Consider the following 17,507-nt stretch of genomic DNA (forward strand, 5'->3'; position numbering starts at 1 on the left):
AAGCGACACAACGGTGCCATTCGGTTTGTTCGCGTGGCTCACCGGTTTGCTTATCTTTCCAAGTTTCGCTGGTGGCGATCGATAAATTGGCGATTGCGGTACTATTCTGTGTATAACGAACCTCGGGATCGGCTCCGAGATTACCGATAAGAATGACTTTATTGACGCCGCGACTAGACATTTTCACCACCTTTAACGCCCTTGGCGTATTGTTGGGCTAGTTCTTTTGCTTCTGCTGCTGGCTCAATCAAGCATTCTTCTTGGTTATAACCACACATAAAGCCATCACGGTAGGCTTTTACACGCTCCTGCTCGGTGAGTAGTTGGAGTGATTGGGCTGGGTTTTCGTTCTGTACGTCATTTATGTTGCTTTCGAGCGCGGCCTTATCCGCCCAATCAAAATCGCCATCATCTACCACATCCATATACTGATTAATTGCGGAGTTTAAACGTTCAACATGCGCCGCTAGCGCGTCGCGTTCTTGCCTTGCTTTGACAAGCTCAATAGCTTTTTCTTTGTGCATAACAACAGGGCAAACCAAAGAATGAAGATTGTCATAACCGTCATCAGTAAACAGCCAGCATTCATCATCAGCGAACCTCGCAAACTTTTTGCGCTTCCACTCGTTACATTCTTCTTGAGCCAAATGCAGCATTCTGGCGTTAGCTTTTTCGTCCCTGCGATGTATAGTTGCCTCGCGCTCAAGCTCCACCACGCGCTGTTGGAGTTGTTCGTTTTCATGTTTAGCAGAAAAGTATTTGAACTTGTCGGTTTTTAACTTTGAATTGCGTTTTGCAAGAATCCGATTTGCTCGGTAAATTTCTTTTATCTGACTGCTTTCTTTGTGAGCATCTTCAATTCTTGCGAGCAATCTAACCATTAAAAATAGCTCTCTAGATATATTTGAGTCGTGGCGATAATTGTCTAAGTTTTTCTTGTACAAACTGTAGTGCCGGATGCCAGCTGGTCCTATTATGTTCTTGACTTGACCAGACCTATTAACTTCAACAAGACCCCATTTGGCGGGCAACTCGTTCTCACTAATAAGCCCAATAGGTGCCATGTAATAACGCCAATTACCCATTCCTACATCGCCGTTACGGTGAGGTTTTTTGAAATCGTTCAGAAAGTCTTGGCGAGATACTTTGACTTCAACAACAACAGAGCCGTCGGTGTGGTCACCCGTGCATCGGAATCCTATTGCGTCAGGGATTTCCCCATCGTGACCACTTTTCACTTCTGCTACAGCAACATGACAGCCGTGGCCTTTTGCACTATTAGGACGTTTTAGCCACTTCACTGCTATCTCGCATAGTTGCTTATGTGTAAGTTGTCTCATTTTCTTTCCTAAAAACTTATCGCTTATCTGATTTAAACCGCTGCCAATCGATGTCTTTGATAGACTCAACGACACCGGCAACATGGTTTAACTTGGTAAGAGCGCGGCTAAAGTTCGAAAACGGCACACCGTTTAATAGTGCGGCGTCTTTTTCGTTAAAGCCTTTGACTAAGTGCGCGCGGAGCGCATCTTTAACGTCATCACTGTTAATTCGAGTGAGCTGCAAAAGCAGCTCGAAGCGCTCGTTAGTTTGGCTTGCTTGGCATAGGTACTTCATAGCGATATACCCACTTTCTTGCGCTGCTCCCATTCTGCAGCGCAGTACTTGTCACACCAACGTCGACCCGGTTCGATATCGGGATTGCCACAACATAAGCATTCGCCTGTTGCAGTTGCTACGGGCGTTTTATGGCGAGCATTCTCAATGTTGATTTGCTCTAAGTGCATAGCTGTTTGCTGTGCGCGGTCGATTGAGTCAGTCATTGAGTCACCCTTAAGCCGCGTGCCGCAGTTCAGCTTGTTTTTTGCGATACTGACTTTGCAGCCATGCTTCATCGATGTCATCTAGCTCGCCAGAATCACGCGCGGTCTGAATCGACTTGCCAGCTTGAAGTAAGTCTTCTTTATTGCCGGCCGCTGCAATTTTGTCGCCGAAAGACTTCGCGGTAGCGCTCAAACGTGAACCGCTTTTAACACCACGAATAGCGTCGGCCGTTTCACATATGAAAACGGCGGCCATGGTGTTGTCACAACCAAAGGCGTTAGCGACAGCGACTAGCATGTCTGATTTATCTGGTGTAGATTCTCGTAAACGCGATACCTCTGGCGCTTTATTAGTGCCAGAAACCGTGGCTTTTTCGGTTGAGTTAACCGGCGTTGTGTCGTTAGCTGCGCTTTGCTGCTCCGGTTTTGTCTGTTCCTCTTGACGAATACGCTCCCGCTCAGCATCAATGCGTTTTTGCTCGGCTTCCTTGTGTTCGCTTAAACGCGACTTAACTAATGCTTTGAAGCTATCAGCATCTTTTAGCAATAATTGGGATAGGTCAGCGAATAAGAACGCAAGGTCATCGTTTACCAGTTCAGAAAATGATTGTTGGTTAGCACTGATAAGCTCAAACCAATCATTAGCACCTATTTTGGCTTGTGCTAACTCGTCGTCGACAGCACTGCGTAAACTATCGATGGTCTTTTTGCCTTTCATGGCTGCGCCGAAGTCGGGCGTAACGTCGGGGATTAATGATTTACCCAACTTTTCATCGAGCGATTTAAGGTGATCAGCAAGGCTGGCGATCGCTTTACCGCGAATGCTGGCGCGTATTTCGTCTTTACGAGACTTCACCAGTTTGTCGAGCTGCAAACGCTTTTCACGTAGCTTTTCTTTCAAGTTGTCGACGGTGCGGAACAGCTCGTCAATACTTTGCGTTTGCGACAATGCATGTTTTTTGGCGGCGTCGAGTTCACCCTCAGCTTTTTTACAGAACTTCACCATTTCTTCGGCGTTTGCGAAGTCTTGGTCGGTTTGTAACTCAGTATTGATAGCTTGGATGAAAGACAACGCTGTCTTTTCGTAGGTCACCAGATTAGTGCTTTTAACCCGGCCCTCAACTTGAATGAGCAGGGCCGGCAGATCTTCGGGTGTTTCGCCGACAACAATTTCCGATTTTTCTGCTGGTACGAAGTTAGCTAAATCGTCCGCAAATTGCTGCCAACCTTTAATAAGTTTGTTTCGGCGTCCACGAACGGGCTCATACCATAAATAAACTAAGTTATCCTCGGTGCCATCGGATACTACGAATATGGCTTTCTCAGCATCGGACACCATTAACTGGTGTTCTAACTGCCAATAATATTCAGCATCTAATTTGCCCGAACGAACTTGGTCGGCTAGCTTCTCGTTCCACATTTTGTGTTCGAAAACGATATCGCCCATCATCGTTAGTCCATCGAACGATGCTAGATAGGTGCCGCACTCGCTTTCACCGGTTGCTGGGTAAAGTTCTTCACCGACGATGCCTTCAACGATAGGGCGAGCCAAGGCTTCCATTTCATGCCCTTTATCGAACAAGAACTTTTGCACGTAGTCGCTGATCTCTTTCTCAGAGCCCAACGCTTTCATTTCTAGCAGTTCATTACGTTTCATTTTGCTAGATGCAGCCATCATCACTGGCGCTTCCGAAGCTGTAAAACGTTTAGCGCGGGCAGCATCCCACTCAGGTGAACCCTGTTGAAGTTTTAAAATACGCATGATGTGGTTACTCCTGTTCGCTAGCAGCGTCTTGCTGTTCTTCTTGTTCAAGCTCAATAGAAAGAATGGTGTCGACTTGACCGTTACTGAGATTGCTTTTAGCGCTCAGCATGTCGATCACTTCTTGTGCGGTGCGTTGGCCGCTCACAATAAGCTGGCGCCACTTCGGTAAAAGTTCGTTGAAGCGCTCTTGCGGGTAGTCTTCTAGCTCCGGCTCTCGCGGCTGCGATGGCGCGGGGGAGGGATTCAATTCTTTTTCTGGCTGTTGCTCGTACAATTCATCAGACGAGTACACACCTAAAATTACATCAGGGGCATATAAGCGAGCCCAGCGCTTAACTGCGAGGTACGCAAGCTGCTGCTTTGGATCCGAAGCCCACAGCGTCGAATTACGTACTTGAGCTTGGCTTAGCAGCAACTCAAGTAAGCGGGGTTCACTTTCACCTTTGAGGGTCGCCCATACACGCACACCTAAACCTTTCTCGTCCGCTGCCGTCCAGTTAGGGGCTTGGTATTGGCTACCTTTTTGAGACGTCTTAGTAATAAAGTTACCAATCACACGTTCCCAGTTACCAAACCATTCATAGTGAAATGAATCGCGCACTTTAGTAGACGAACACACTACGGCATTAACCAGTTGTGCTTCATAGCCCAGCGTGCCACTGACTACATGAGTTTTCTGTGCAACGGCGAACGGATTCATGCGCCATTGTGCTGCTTGCATGATAACGGCCATGCAATCAGCCGGGTTGCCCTGCAGATGATTAGGCACAGTAGCCCGGCCATTAGCCATCATTTCCGCCAGACGATTCATTTGCTCCATTGCCTGATAATCAAGTACCAGATCGGTGGTTGAGCTGAATTGACTGTTCAGTGCTGGCGACTGTTGGTCGTAAGAGGTAGCTAACTGGCTCATGCTGCACCCCCATTAGGCGATAATGCACTGGCCGCGGGTAAAATCTCTTGCATCGACTGAATGGTGGCGCGTAGGCGCTCCATTACATGCCGGTCACTTAAATCGAACTGGCGTTCAATGAGATTTTTACCGTTCTCGGTGATCTTAAGTTGAACGGTGTCATTTGGGTTGAGTTGCAGGTGACCACCGAACTGCGCACAACGCATTAGGGCGCAGTGGTGGTTAATCAGTTGGTCCAGCAGGTTCGATACGTTCTGCTGGTACAAATCTTGTGCCGTACTAGCCATTTGGATATACTCCATGTCGGTTGAAGGGTGATTCGTCACCCGTATTGCCAGGCCCAGCCGGGTTGCCGCTCGCTGGGCCATCTCTTCTCTGCGTACTACCTCTCGCATTACCAAGCACCCTCATTGCTAAGAGCACTTGTGAATGCGCCGCCTCTCGGCGGTGAATGGTTTCATTACAAAACCGGTTGCATGCGTAGAACTCCTGAGCAGATAGACTCAAACTCTTTAGTAAACTTAAGTTTAATAAAGTTTATTGTCAAGGGTTAACTTTAAAAAACTATAATCAACTGATATCAAAGAACAGATCTCTGTACTTAGAGACCTATAGCAGCCCAGGTAGTAAGGCTAGAGATACTTATATTTTGGACAGAACTTAATCAATCGCATGGATTCATAGCTGTTTCATATGGAGATACTCTCCAAATGCCATTTCTTGCTCTGCTTAGAGTACCGCAAAGTTAGGCTATAATTAGTTCTAATCATCGCGCCAAACCCATTTTGAGCATCAACAAAGCCTCGGACATGGAATTCGCAATTCCCCATAACCGAAACATATACCCCATCGCTGGACATCCATGGGAAATCAGCTGTGGATGGTGCTTTAAGACGTTTCTCAATAAAATGTTGACCCATAACGTAGGCCATTGATTTATCTTGGCAAGGATCTATTGGCTTTCGTTCAGAGCAAGCGAAAAGAGATAAAAAGACTGCAAGATAGAGTAGTGCCTTCATAGATATTGTCCCTTCGGGAAATCAATAATATACTGATTAATGTTTATTACAATTAACTGAAAATAAGTCAATTAATTTAAAAATAATTGGTAGAAAAATGAGAAAAAATATTTACTTACTAGCTTTGGTTTCGTTGTTATTAACGGCCTGCGCCCAGCAAACTTTTAATTATTCACCCAAGGTAACGAATGTCGATTTTCCGCCGGTGGGTAAGGTGCATACAGCTCAACTTGGCGAGAACATGATCGCGCAAGGCATGTATATCGAAACGGAAGCTGTAAAAGTGTTGGCTACCGATACTTTTGGATTGGCCTATACAGTGATGCCTGGCACGTTTCTCAAACATCGAGAAGATGATAAGCGTATATTCTTTCACGTTCATGGAAACGATGGAGCAGGGAATGTCGTAGCCTCTGCATTAGCCGATCCGTTTTCTGCCGTAATGGTAGAAAAAGACTCAAAGGAGTTTTGCATACTTTCGACGTTTGGTAGTTATAACTGCAGCGATGATACTCAGTATGAGCTGACTACAGTACCTATCATCAAGTCGGATACTATGCAGCAAACGCTTGTTTATAGCGGTCGTGTCGGTGAACGCATTAATATGGTTTATCGCGAGTTTCAAGGCAACATGATCCGCGACGCTTTCACAAACCGAGTCGAGTACGATTTATCCGAATCCGACATCATTGGGTATAAAGGGGCCCGATTACGAGTAATCGAGGCCACCAATCAAAAAATCACTTATGAAGTGCTGAGCAACTTCAAATAAAGCACCAGTCCGGCTGCTGCGTGCTCATGAGTATATTACTGTGAGCACGCTCAGTATGCCTTATCAGTTCTTCATTGATGCTGCCCCCATCCAAGTATAGTTCGTGGTGCTCAACCACATATTCTTCGTCGAACTCCACGCAGTAAGTCAGATAAAGTACATTCGTTTTCATGCTTTAGAATCCATTGCTAAGTGAATGAAGACTAAAATCCGGATTTATCACTAGGGCGGCCAATCCCTAGCTAGTCACCCGTTAGCATGACATTTTTTATAATGCGCATTTACGATGTCAGTTATCTATTCGTAAGATTAACAGTAATAAACGACTGTAATTCGTGACGTATTATTCAAATGTCGCTAACTAGGCGTGACCATGAAAACACAAATTTGGATCGACGCTACTGCTTGGCACAGGCATGGGATTGATAAGATAAGGGTAGGGAGGTACCACGAATTCTGTTTTAGGCAACTTCTCTAGCGAGATTAGTAAAAATTGCTATTATAGAACCGTTTTTAATGAAGAAAGGACTCTTAATGCATGTCTAAGCCAGATAGAAAACCAGAGGAACACCCTGAGTACAAGATGTTCAAATTTGTAGTAGTTGCGTTACTTGGCGCTACGGTTCCCGTAATTGTATTTTGGTTAGCATTTCACAGCTACCCTGCTGGCGGTCCCCCTGAGTGGGCTGAATTTGCAACTTATTTTTCAGGGTTCGCTACCCCGATAATCGCATTTTGTTCAGTATTGCTATTCTTTAGATCGCTTATTATACAGCGCGATGAGTTTACGAAAACACGAGAGGAGATGGCTAAGGCAACTCAGTTGCAACTCGAAACAGTTAGAATTCAGGAGAAAGCTAATGAGCATATTAAGATAGCGGCAGAAAAAGATTACGAGCGTTGGAACATAGAAAGATACGATTCTTTCATTAAAAAATTAGAAATTGATGACAGAAAAAATAGTATAGACCTAACCGATTTTTTAGGAGTCAAGCAGATTCCGATAGCTCTAGGCTTTAGAACTATATTACATGGATTAGACGAAAATGATATTTTGAAAAGGCTAGAAAATAAAAATGACCTTTTCTGTTTTAATATGCTATTAGCTAATTATTTCACCAATAGAACTTCTTTGGCAGCTCTGATTATAGAGTACCCTGACAAATCTAGCATCATAAAACTCTATGGGACTTTGATTATGTCATTGAAGATGGAGAGAGACTTTATTATTAGCCTTTTTGATAAGCTACGAGCGAAATCTGGTTATGATTCTATGAGGGGGGATAAAGTTATAAGTAATTATAAGTCAGTAACTGAAAGGTTATTCAATATGCTAGGTTGGAAAATTTAATTTTTCTATTTATATAAAACTGAATTTATTTAAAGTTTTTAATGAAAAAGTCGGAGGTATAATTGGAAATTGAATTATAAAATTCTAACACAAAATCGGTTGACGGCTTAAAGTAAATTATAAGTAACCAAATTAGCAAAACACCAATGGAACCCCATTTATAAATATTAACTCGGAATCTAGTTTTATCTGCAACAGATTCTAAAGATTCTTTTACTTCAATTTGAGAGTTTTGAACCGCATGATGATTTGCCCCCGCATTTAAATTTATAATGCTATCCAATAAGCTTTGCCCGTTTTCTTCAAGTTTATCTATATATAGTTTTGTTTCGCTGTGAAGTATCAAAACTAAAATCATTACAACTATTACTATGAAAATAATTTTTGGATCATAACTATTTAAACTACTTTGCCTCATAAATATTGTTGCAAGCATAGTTGCCGGAACAACTAATAGCTTGAGCGCTGTGCTTTGAATTGTGTCTGATATTTTACCTATTATATCTATAGATTTGTCGTGCAATTCATTCAGAGATTTATCTAAGCCAAATTTAGATATGTATGCGGAATATTCTTTGTCATAGCCACTCTGTATGTCGTCAGATAGTCTTAAAATATCACTAGCTGATGGGCTCTCAATCGCGTCGATTTTATTGAGAAGAGATCGTTTGAATAATACGATTTTTTCATGTTCATGTAAGGAGCTACTGTCAAATATCGGAAAGCGAAAGTTTACTAACTTTTTTGGTAATTCGCGTATAGAGTCAGCATCGAAATGAAAATTAATTATTTTATCTACTGACTTTCCGCTAGTTTCAACCGAGCTAATCCAGAATAAAAACTTTGATCCTTCTTGAGATACATAAGAAGACAAGCCTCTCAAAAGATTAAAAAAAGACAATAAGTCTTCAAAAAATGAATTATCGTGATTAGTTAGTTGAACGATATATTCGTTTTCTTTGTCTCTTTCTATAATTATTATTTCATCAATATTTTTTTGATAAGAGCCATTATCTTTATTAATAAATGATGGTAGCTTTGCATTAAGAAGAGCATCAATATCATATACTATTTCATCATTTTCATAGCGATCATAAGAATATATTATAAAATTTTCTAATTTGTGAGAGACTTTGCTTTGGTGCTGAGAAGGTATACCAGTTTTTTCCAGTTCAACTTCAAATTTTGTTAAATTTTCATCTTCTAAGTTAATAGAGGATTTGCATAAAAAATAAAATATTTTGCCAAAGCAATAAACTGCGTCAGATGACGAAAATAAATTCCGCAACTCGCTGTTTCTACATTCTCTCATTTACCTAATGCTCTTTTTATCGCATCTCGCGTATCTGGATCAGTTATCTTTTCTTCAAAGCTAAGAGTATCACTCGTCGCATCGTACTTCAATTTTGCATTTGAATTCTTAGGACCGACGTCTTCTGATCGAAACCGCATTTTCAAGTCACTTATTTCAATATCTATCCAGATGAGACGATCACGTTGAGAGGTGGAAAATACAATTTTTTCGTTTACCGGGTAATCATTATTAGCGAGGTAACTTATAAAAGTACCTTTATGTTTTTTAAGAGAGTCTGGTATATGAGAGTCGAGAAGCTTCTCCACATCTTCAAGCATAGCCCCATCTTTAAATTTAGGGTTGGACAAATACGAATGCACGTTATCCTTAATGCTATTTTTTTCTTGACGGCCTAATCCGACCGATAATAGGAAGCTATTTAATCCATTTAGAAAATTATCAGCAGCCACACTATTTTTAATAAAATCTTGAGCACCTAATCCTCTAAAAAAGTAATCTCTAATATCTCCCTTTCCTGCAATAAAACTCATATCGCTACGAGGATCTTTTGACTTATTTTTCAGATTACTAGTGAATATTCCCACATCTATTCTGGAAGATTGTAAAAGATTTGAAAAATCTATAGCTGGGATTTTTGTAATGCGATAATTTGAATCAAACTGAAGTGCTTCAGATGCTCTTATCATTGAAATATTTAGAGTTTCTTTAACTGTATTATTTTGCTTAACCTGATTTTTAATTATGTACGTTTCATATAACACTACCGTAACAATAAATTTACTTGCGAGCTGCGATTTTTCGAATTCATTCTTCAGACGGTTTCTCACAAATTCAGTCATTTCTTTGCTGTACTGAGAATTATTAGGGGAAGCTATATTTTTTATTTTTTCAAGGCGACCCGCTAAAGAAACCTTATCTGAAGCGCTTGGACTTAGGTGAGTATATGTTTTAGTCCTAGCGTTAAAGGAGTTGTCTAGATCTAAGGCGAACTTTCTTGACGCCGGGTCATTTACATTCCATGGAAGCCCATTATTTACCTTCCACTTCGCAGCCCCGTTATTTTTTGAAGTGTTGCGTTCAAATTCAAATGCGATTGCAAATTTAACTGATACATCTTTAATTTCCTGAACGGTTGCCATCAAAAAAATCCTTTTAGATTAAGTGATTGATAGTTGTTTATAACATCCCAACCCGCAGTACTACACGGCCAACCACTTCAATGGCGTCCTGCTCATTCGGGGGTAAAATTTCATCGGGCGACACGTCCGTGTTATCGGAACGCAATAGTAGCCCGTTGATCCTGCTAAATAGCCGTCTAACCCGTAGGCTTGAGCCGTACTGGATGACGTAGATCTTGCTGTCTTTTATTATTTTATCGGATGTATCCACGATGAGCATGTCACCGCGGTTAATGCTCGGTACCATTGAATCGTCTGGCGCATCGAGATAGGCAAGGGAGCTAGCATCTAAGGCGGCGCTTTTAACCTGACTGTTCGCTATATAGCGGAGTTCAGCATCAGCGTCATCGACTAGGGCGCGTACCTGAGTCATTGCCGGTTGAACGTTATATGCTGCGGCAGGTTCTTGAACTTCTGTTCCAGGGGTAACTCCCGTATACAGCCACTCGATATCAACTTTCAGTTGTTCTGCCAGCTTCTTCACTTTAGGTGGGCGAGGAGTATTCGTGCCCAACTCCCATTGAGAAACGCTTGCTAAGGTTACGCCTACTTTTTTTGCGAGCTCTCCTTGGGTTAGAGACTGCATAAGTCGCGCATGTCTGATTCTGTCGCCTATAGCTGCTTTTTTGCTCATAAAGTCCACCGAACATTTCGTGTAAAGCAAATTACAGCTTTTCAACTTTAAATTCCTTTCAATAAAAATTTTTGTTGATCCTGAAACTTTATAAAACTATAGTTTCGTCATGACAAAAATCGAAGCGATAAAATATTTCGGTTCCCAGCGCAATCTCGCCGCCGTTCTAGGCAAGACTGAAGGCGCTGTAAGCCAATGGAAACGCATTCCACGCGGGGTTCAGTTTGAGCTCCAAGTCAGGACAGGCGGCAAACTGTCTGTGGATACCGAGTACACCAATCAACCCTTCAACCAAAGGATAGAGACAGATGCGGCAGCATAATACGTCCGTGGATGGACACGTGCTAAGTCGTCCTCAAGCGATCAGATACTTTGTAGCAAAGGCGCTGAATCGGCGAGGGCTGTTATTTAAAACCTACGTAGAGCAGGTCGTTCAGCATTACAACGCAACGGTGCCGGAGCATGCGCGAGAGTTGAAAGCATTCGACCTTAATACGGTTAACGGCTTGATGGCCGCGCAAAAGCGTATTTCGCGCTTGGTTAATACGCCGTTGGATGAACGACCGCAGCCGATACCGTCGGAGCTTGAAGAAGCACTGGTCGAAGCGCTGCCGGAAACCGAACGTACTGAATGCAGAGCGCACTTGTGTGAACGTTACGGCGTCATTGCAGTACCGCATTCTGAACTATCCAGTAATCGCGAGTTGGCCGACCTAGGCGCGTTTGTGCGCGAAAGCGGCGAGGCTATCCACCAGCTAAGTAAGGTGCTGACGAATGTTGGTATCGACCAGATGCCAATTAAAGAAGTGATGCTGGCGCGTAAAGAGCTGATGGATGTTATCGAGACGGCCATGTGCATTACAAAGCAAATCGATAATATCGTGAGCAACGGCGCGTCCGCATGAACCAAAAGGAATACGCGGCGCTGTTCGAAGACAGTCATATTAGCGACCGCGAGAGAACCTTATACCTCTATTTGCGAATGCACATGGACTATGGCACTGGTATTGTTGGCTTGAAGCGTAAGATATCGTATCAGGCTATCCGTGAGCATTTGGAATACAAACCTGAGCGAGGTTCAAAGGCACAAGCTAGCAGCCCGACTAAGGACCAGATAAAACGTCTGCTGCAAAAGCTTGAGCGCTATGGATGGATAGAGCCACTACACACTAAAAGAATCGGCGAAAGCATGATTTTTCGGCTTGTTTTGGCTTCGACAGGGGCGATCCGTCCAAATGAGGAGCGCCACATGAGCGCCACGGAAGCACTGCCACGGTCAAACCCAGTAAATACGGCATCTAGCGACACCATGAGCGCCATAGGAGCGCCACAGCATGATCGCCACACATCTGATCCTTCCGATATAAAGATCTATCAAGACGCGCGTGCGCGCGAGGTTCGACGAAATGGCCAATCTCTCAGCGGCCAAGATCTCAATTGGTCCAATCAATTTTTATCAACGGCACGACTAACCGGTTTACAACTCGACCCTGATCGGCTGCAGGGTGTCTTTGAAGCATTTCGATTTCACAAAACAAACCGCAACACCGTAAAACCGATGGGCGACTGGCTCGCTGATTGGCGCGCATGGTGCGGTCGGGAGAAAGCGTATGGCAAATCAACCACACAACGTTCAGGCGCTGGCGGCAACCAGCGTCCTGAAAATGCAACAGCAAAACTCTTACGGGAGTCCGAGGAAGCCAGCGAGCGGCTCGCTAGACACGGATTTGAGTTCGCGAGTGGAACAGCTTTTGACGATTTTGAACGCTAGGCTGAAACCTGTATTCGGCTTGTACTGTGTCGACTTCGCCTCGCGCTTTGGAGAACACGCCGATGCGGTTATGCGCGAATACGCTCGACAGCTCATTAAACACCGTGTCGGCCATCAGGGGTTATCACGTGGCATTGAGCGCGTTAAAGAGCGTGCAGCGAAAGACCGCTTTACGCCTAACCCAACTGAATTCGTTTACTTGTGCAAGCCATCAGCCGATGAACTCGGAATTCCTGACTTGAACATTGCAGTTCATGAGGTGCGTCAGGCTCGTACCACCTGGCGCCATAGCAAAACGCCATACCCATACAGCCACGATATTTGTCGGCACATGAATGACCGCATTGGTTACGAGATTTATCAGCTCTCAGAGCGTTTATGGCGACAAAACTGTGAACGGGAATATCAACGTTTGCTGGAGCTGGCTATCAACGGTGAGTTACCCAGCCACAAACCTAGCATCGAAGCCGCGCGAACTGATGACCGCCCCATGTACGAACAACTGGGTTATCAGACGTTATCACCTGAGGAAGCTAAACGAGTGCTTGCCGCGACACGCGGTAAACGATTAACCAACGTAAGGGGCCGCGTGGACACGTCGCGGCTAGGACCCGGGATTGCAGGCAGCAGTGACACCTCGAACGTCATCGACGGTGGAACAAATGACCGGGATGCATCCTGAATAACGTGTAAGCGCACCATGCACTACCGGCAGTAGTCCTCGCTGTCGAAGCGCGAAATGAGGACAGCCATTTAAAACTATGAGGAAACAACCATGCTATGCCTGACCAGAAACCCCGGACAACGTATTTTCTTTGGCGATGATATCGTCGTCACCGTGCTTGGCGTACGAGGCGACCAGGTGCGGCTGGGTATCAGTGCACCGGATGATGTGGCCGTGTACCGTGAAGAGATTTACCTGCGCATTCAAAACGGCGAGGCGAAACCAAAACCTGATAGTGAGGCGGCATGATCACTATCGAACTACCGTTTCCACCGAGCACCAATACGTACTACCGCAATGTACGTGTCGGTAATCGTCAGATGACGAAAATCAGCCAACGTGGCCGCAAGTTCCGTGACGAGTGTTATTGGCTACTCAAACAGCAACGAGTCTGCCATAAGCTTAGTCACAGCCTGAGAGTCACAATTACACTGCACCCGCCAACCAATCAGCGCCGCGATTTGGATAACTTCAATAAAGCACTGTTGGATGTTATGACCCATGCTGGCGTTTATGAAGACGATTCACAGATTGACCATTTAACCGTTATTCGCTCAGCGGTAGCAAAGCCCGGGCGTGTTCAAGTCATTATCGAACCGATGGGAGAGACATAGTATGGCAATTGTTACGAATAGCGTTTGGGAGCGCGAGTTGATTGCGATTGTTGGTGAAGCGGGCTTGCTAAAACTAGAAGATGCGTGGGGTGGTACGTATATTCATATTCATGTAACACCACAGCCAGAATTGGTCGAGGTTATCGGACAGGGCGCCGCTCAAGCGCTGACTGACGAGTACGGTAGCTTCGATATTTACATTCCAACCAAGCTAAAACGCATGAAACGTAATATCGCTATCCGGCGTGATGGAAAAAACACGGGTGTCACACTCGAAGCCCTCGCCGCAAAATATCGCCTATCTACCCGTCGGATAAAAGATATTTTGCGCGAGACCTATGATTACAACACCTGACGCTCAAGTGCTGGCCAACGTTGCCGCCCAATATGGTTGGCCAGCCGTCATCGGCACCATCTTTGCCGTTTTCAGCCATCAAGTTCTCGGGCGACTGCTAGACCGTTACCTCGCTAACAAAGACGCATCAGAGTTACAGTTTCACCATCGCAAAGAGCTGACTGAGCACCGTTTATTTAGCGTAAGTACGTATTGGCTAAACCTCGGTATCGACCAATTACCATTTCCGACCCGCTACCCGGTACGCACTCACATGTACCGCGATATGCTTAAGATTCTAGTTCGCACGATATCAGTCGAGCTTGAGAGCCGACTAGCCGAGTTATCCGCAGATTCATCGAATGCCGAATGGCAGCGTCACGCAACGTTAGTGCTGTCGATTGCTGTTACCGAATACGAATCGAGATTTCGCGAGCAAGGCATTCCCGACATCGTTATTGAGCGTTTCCGCGATTGGAACCGTGTATCACTGAGCTACATTACGCACACCATTGCGACGTTGCAGGATAGCGAGATAGCCGACTCTAACCACAAGAAAACTAGCTTCATGCTATCCGCTGTATTGGCTGCCATGAAGACCGCTTTTATCGACGTTGAACGCACGCTGATTGGCTTAAACGGCCAACTGACCGGTAAACACTATCGTGGCAAGGAGATTGAATAATGGTCTTTAAGCTCAGTCAAACCAGTTTATCTCGGTTAAAGCAGGTCCATCCGCAACTATGTATTGTTGTCATGCGCGCGATACAGACCAGTGAGATTGATTTCATCGTTGGCGCCGGAGTACGAACGCTAGAAGAGCAGCGCGAGAACGTTCGTCAGGGTGTATCGAAGACGATGAACAGTAAACACCTACCGCAAGATGATGGTTTTAGCCATGCCGTCGACCTCTGGCCGTGGGTTAATGGCGATATTCCGTGGAATGACTTTGATGTGTTTAAGCGGTTAGCCGATGTCATGCTAAATTCTGCTCGTGAGCTGGGCGTTAACATGCGCTGGGGTGGTGATTGGAATCGTAATGGCCGAAGCGATGACGAGCGTTTTTTAGACGGTCCACACTTTGAACTGGTGACGGTATGAGCTGGGATAAAGTTAAAGAGGTCATCGGCGGGGCGGCACCGGTTGTCGGTAGTTTGCTAGGTGGCCCCGCCGGCGGTGCTGTCGGTAGTCTGGTCGCGAGCTGGTTAGGTGTCGAGGACAATGCCGAAGCCGTGCTGAAAAAACTACAAGCAGATCCGAACGCATTATTACGAATTCAGGAAATGGAAGCCCAAGAGCGTATGCAGTTGCGCCAGCTCCAGTTCGAACAGGCTCGGTTGGCTATCACTGATAAGCAACACCAGCACGAACAACAGCAAGAAACCATTCGCAATGGTGATAACGCTGAGGATGAATACGTTCGTCACACGCGACCAAAAATGGCTCGTCAGTCGTTTTACGCGGGAACAATCTATGTGCTCGTGTTTGAACTGTTAGCAGCGTTCGATATCGGTGCGGGTGCTGACATGGCATTGGCTTGTGCGCTTTATTCGCCAGCACTGGGTTACATGGGCTTTCGCACACTTGATGCATTCAGCAAGCACAAAGGCCCCAAGATGGGAGCCACCGTCAAGCAACTCGTCAACAGGGTTAGAGGCTAACAATGGCCAAACCACGCCGTAAACCTGACCAAGTTATCAAAGACCAAGCCATCGTTGCAGAAATGTACCTGAAAGGCCGCACGATGGCCGATATCGCTGACGAGCTGGGTGCGAGTATCAATATGGTCAACTACGATCTGCGTGAAGTCCGTAAACGCTGGCGCAACAGTGCGGTTCGTGATTTTGATGCTCACCGCGCAGAGCAGCTAGCCCGTCTTGATTTAATTGAGGCGGCCGCGTGGCGCGAGTGGGAACGGTCGTGTGAAGACTACTACAAGCATACGGTTGGTGAGACTGCTCAAGGGGAAATCGACAAGGAAGAAACCGGCGGCCAAACCGGTGACCCGCGCTATATGAATGTCATCCTGAGCACCGTAGAGCGACGCTGTAAGCTGCTGGGACTGGATGCACCAACCAAAGTCGCGCCGACCAACCCCGAAGGCGACAAGCCTTATCAGGCGATGTCTGAGCCTGAACTTGACCAACGTATCGCAGAGTTGCTTCAAAAACTGGATAAATGACGTTGCAGGCCAAACGCGAACTCTTAGAGTTGCTTGAGCAGAAATTAAGAGAACGGGCGCGTAATGACCTAAATGCGTTTGCCCGCTATATCGACGTGCCTGGCGTACCAGTAAATGACGATGCTGACTGTGACGAGTTCTACCCTGATTCAGTAACCCCCGCCGAACACCATGAGCTTATCAACGACGCTATGATGAAGCTCGAAAGCGGTGAAGAGCGTCGCGTTATGGTCATGATGCCGCCGGGCTCGGCTAAGTCGACGTATGGCACTGTCGTATTCCCGCCATGGTTTATGGGGCGAAACCCTAACAAAAATGTGATCAGTACCAGCTACGGCTCGACGTTATCACAGAAGTTCTCGCGCAAAGTCAGACAAATTGCGAAGTCGGGCAAGTTCAAAGAGGTTTTTAGTTCACAGTTAACCGCAGATAACCAAGCGCTTGATTTCTGGTCGTTAGAAAATGGTGCTGGTTACATGAGCGGCGGCATACTTTCCGGTATCACCGGGAACCGAGCTGACTTGCTGGTTATCGATGACCCGGTCAAAGGTCGAGAGGACGCCGATAGCCAAACCATCCGCGATAAAACATGGGAAGCCTACAGCGCAGACCTAAGAACACGACTCAAGCCCGGCGGACGCATCTTACTTATACAAACGCGCTGGCATGAAGATGACTTAGCTGGCCGCATTCTGCCGGATGATTGGGATGGGGAAAGCGGGCATATTACCGCTAAAGACGGTGAGCGCTGGCTGGTTATCTGCTTGCAAGCGGAGTGCGAGCGTGATGATGACCCTCTAGGCCGCCAGATTGGCGAATACCTTTGGACAGATTGGTTTACCCCCGAACATTGGGCGCAAGAAAAGCGCTCGCAAGGCTCCCGTAATTGGGAATCGCTCTATCAGCAGCGACCGAAGCCAGCCGAAGGCTCGATCTTCAAGCGTAAGTGGCCGCAGCGCTATCGTACCTTACCCGGGGAAATTTCGCGGGTAGTCTTCAGTTTGGATACCGCGTACAAACCAGAACAACACAACGATCCTAGCGTACTGTCGGTTTGGGGTGAAAATAACGATTTAGGCCATGTAAATATCCCATTTATAACACAGTCATCT

The 17,507-nt window shown here is 45.6% G+C and carries 24 protein-coding genes; 14 read left to right on the top strand and 10 right to left on the bottom strand.

Annotation, left to right across the window (positions count from 1 at the left end):
* The 7 genes from ssb to A10D4_RS12720 form a co-directional block, all read right to left on the bottom strand.
* On the bottom strand, positions 1–181 hold a 181-nt coding region (ssb, locus tag A10D4_RS12690; RefSeq protein ID WP_008489979.1), incomplete at its 3' end, for a single-stranded DNA-binding protein.
* Positions 174–1,340, bottom strand: coding sequence for a hypothetical protein (locus tag A10D4_RS13750; protein WP_008489980.1), 1,167 nt, complete (start codon positions 1,338–1,340; stop codon positions 174–176). The genes A10D4_RS13750 and ssb, both read right to left, overlap by 8 nt.
* Before the next feature lie 16 nt (positions 1,341–1,356).
* Positions 1,357–1,617, bottom strand: coding sequence for a PapB/FocB family fimbrial expression transcriptional regulator (locus A10D4_RS12700; RefSeq protein WP_008489981.1), 261 nt, complete (start codon positions 1,615–1,617; stop codon positions 1,357–1,359).
* Positions 1,614–1,823, bottom strand: a complete 210-nt coding sequence (locus A10D4_RS12705; protein ID WP_008489983.1) for a hypothetical protein — start codon at positions 1,821–1,823, stop codon at positions 1,614–1,616. Before A10D4_RS12705 ends, A10D4_RS12700 begins: the two co-directional genes overlap by 4 nt.
* 10 nt (positions 1,824–1,833) lie before the next feature.
* Positions 1,834–3,585: a YqaJ viral recombinase family protein gene (locus A10D4_RS12710; protein WP_008489985.1), complete on the bottom strand. Its 1,752-nt coding sequence runs from the start codon at positions 3,583–3,585 to the stop codon at positions 1,834–1,836.
* Positions 3,586–3,592: 7 nt separating this feature from the next.
* Positions 3,593–4,501 (bottom strand): RecT family recombinase, encoded by a 909-nt coding sequence (locus A10D4_RS12715; protein ID WP_008489986.1) that lies wholly within the window; start codon positions 4,499–4,501, stop codon positions 3,593–3,595.
* Entirely contained in the window at positions 4,498–4,788 is a 291-nt protein-coding gene (locus tag A10D4_RS12720) for a hypothetical protein (RefSeq protein ID WP_008489987.1), read from the bottom strand. The genes A10D4_RS12715 and A10D4_RS12720 overlap by 4 nt, the downstream gene beginning before the upstream one ends.
* An 829-nt stretch (positions 4,789–5,617) precedes the next feature.
* On the opposite strand from A10D4_RS12720, the gene A10D4_RS12730 reads away from it, so the two are divergent.
* The gene (locus A10D4_RS12730; RefSeq protein WP_008489989.1) at positions 5,618–6,292 is read left to right on the top strand and encodes a hypothetical protein; all 675 of its coding nucleotides are present in this window, start codon (positions 5,618–5,620) and stop codon (positions 6,290–6,292) included.
* A gap of 538 nt (positions 6,293–6,830) precedes the next feature.
* A complete protein-coding gene (locus A10D4_RS12740) occupies positions 6,831–7,643 on the top strand; it encodes a hypothetical protein (protein WP_008489990.1) in 813 nt (270 codons plus the stop codon).
* A gap of 25 nt (positions 7,644–7,668) precedes the next feature.
* Here A10D4_RS12740 and A10D4_RS12745 read toward each other — a convergent pair whose 3' ends face one another.
* From A10D4_RS12745 to A10D4_RS13755, 3 genes are read right to left on the bottom strand one after another with little or no spacing between them, the layout of a single operon-like run.
* Positions 7,669–8,955: a hypothetical protein gene (locus A10D4_RS12745; RefSeq protein WP_008489991.1), complete on the bottom strand. Its 1,287-nt coding sequence runs from the start codon at positions 8,953–8,955 to the stop codon at positions 7,669–7,671.
* Positions 8,952–10,097, bottom strand: coding sequence for a nucleoid-associated protein (locus tag A10D4_RS12750; RefSeq protein ID WP_008489992.1), 1,146 nt, complete (start codon positions 10,095–10,097; stop codon positions 8,952–8,954). Before A10D4_RS12750 ends, A10D4_RS12745 begins: the two co-directional genes overlap by 4 nt.
* Before the next feature lie 37 nt (positions 10,098–10,134).
* Positions 10,135–10,770 (bottom strand): XRE family transcriptional regulator, encoded by a 636-nt coding sequence (locus A10D4_RS13755; protein ID WP_156812166.1) that lies wholly within the window; start codon positions 10,768–10,770, stop codon positions 10,135–10,137.
* A gap of 109 nt (positions 10,771–10,879) precedes the next feature.
* Here A10D4_RS13755 and A10D4_RS12760 point away from each other — a divergent pair, with 109 nt between their 5' ends.
* From A10D4_RS12760 to A10D4_RS12815, 12 genes are all read left to right on the top strand, one after another.
* Positions 10,880–11,092 (top strand): Cro/CI family transcriptional regulator, encoded by a 213-nt coding sequence (locus A10D4_RS12760; RefSeq protein ID WP_008489995.1) that lies wholly within the window; start codon positions 10,880–10,882, stop codon positions 11,090–11,092.
* Between the two features lie 19 nt (positions 11,093–11,111).
* Positions 11,112–11,675: a hypothetical protein gene (locus A10D4_RS12765; RefSeq protein WP_156812167.1), complete on the top strand. Its 564-nt coding sequence runs from the start codon at positions 11,112–11,114 to the stop codon at positions 11,673–11,675.
* Positions 11,672–12,541, top strand: a complete 870-nt coding sequence (locus tag A10D4_RS13760; protein ID WP_008489997.1) for a hypothetical protein — start codon at positions 11,672–11,674, stop codon at positions 12,539–12,541. Before A10D4_RS12765 ends, A10D4_RS13760 begins: the two co-directional genes overlap by 4 nt.
* Positions 12,522–13,223: a replication protein P gene (locus A10D4_RS12775; protein WP_156812168.1), complete on the top strand. Its 702-nt coding sequence runs from the start codon at positions 12,522–12,524 to the stop codon at positions 13,221–13,223. Before A10D4_RS13760 ends, A10D4_RS12775 begins: the two co-directional genes overlap by 20 nt.
* Positions 13,224–13,316: 93 nt before the next feature.
* Entirely contained in the window at positions 13,317–13,514 is a 198-nt protein-coding gene (gene csrA, locus A10D4_RS12780; RefSeq protein ID WP_008489999.1) for a carbon storage regulator CsrA, read from the top strand.
* On the top strand, positions 13,511–13,879 hold the full coding sequence (locus tag A10D4_RS12785) for a RusA family crossover junction endodeoxyribonuclease (RefSeq protein WP_008490000.1): 369 nt from the start codon (positions 13,511–13,513) through the stop codon (positions 13,877–13,879). Before csrA ends, A10D4_RS12785 begins: the two co-directional genes overlap by 4 nt.
* 1 nt (position 13,880) lies before the next feature.
* A complete protein-coding gene (locus A10D4_RS12790) occupies positions 13,881–14,234 on the top strand; it encodes a Mor transcription activator family protein (RefSeq protein ID WP_008490002.1) in 354 nt (117 codons plus the stop codon).
* Positions 14,218–14,898, top strand: coding sequence for a hypothetical protein (locus A10D4_RS12795; RefSeq protein WP_008490003.1), 681 nt, complete (start codon positions 14,218–14,220; stop codon positions 14,896–14,898). The genes A10D4_RS12790 and A10D4_RS12795 overlap by 17 nt, the downstream gene beginning before the upstream one ends.
* Entirely contained in the window at positions 14,898–15,314 is a 417-nt protein-coding gene (locus A10D4_RS12800) for a M15 family metallopeptidase (protein ID WP_008490004.1), read from the top strand. Before A10D4_RS12795 ends, A10D4_RS12800 begins: the two co-directional genes overlap by 1 nt.
* Positions 15,311–15,874, top strand: a complete 564-nt coding sequence (locus tag A10D4_RS12805) for a hypothetical protein (protein WP_008490005.1) — start codon at positions 15,311–15,313, stop codon at positions 15,872–15,874. The genes A10D4_RS12800 and A10D4_RS12805 overlap by 4 nt, the downstream gene beginning before the upstream one ends.
* A gap of 2 nt (positions 15,875–15,876) precedes the next feature.
* Positions 15,877–16,395, top strand: coding sequence for a hypothetical protein (locus tag A10D4_RS12810; protein ID WP_008490006.1), 519 nt, complete (start codon positions 15,877–15,879; stop codon positions 16,393–16,395).
* On the top strand, positions 16,392–17,507 hold a 1,116-nt coding region (locus A10D4_RS12815; protein WP_008490007.1), incomplete at its 3' end, for a terminase large subunit domain-containing protein. The genes A10D4_RS12810 and A10D4_RS12815, both read left to right, overlap by 4 nt.

This window comes from Idiomarina xiamenensis 10-D-4 (assembly GCF_000299895.1).
Taxonomy (GTDB): Bacteria; Pseudomonadota; Gammaproteobacteria; order Enterobacterales; family Alteromonadaceae; genus Idiomarina; species Idiomarina xiamenensis.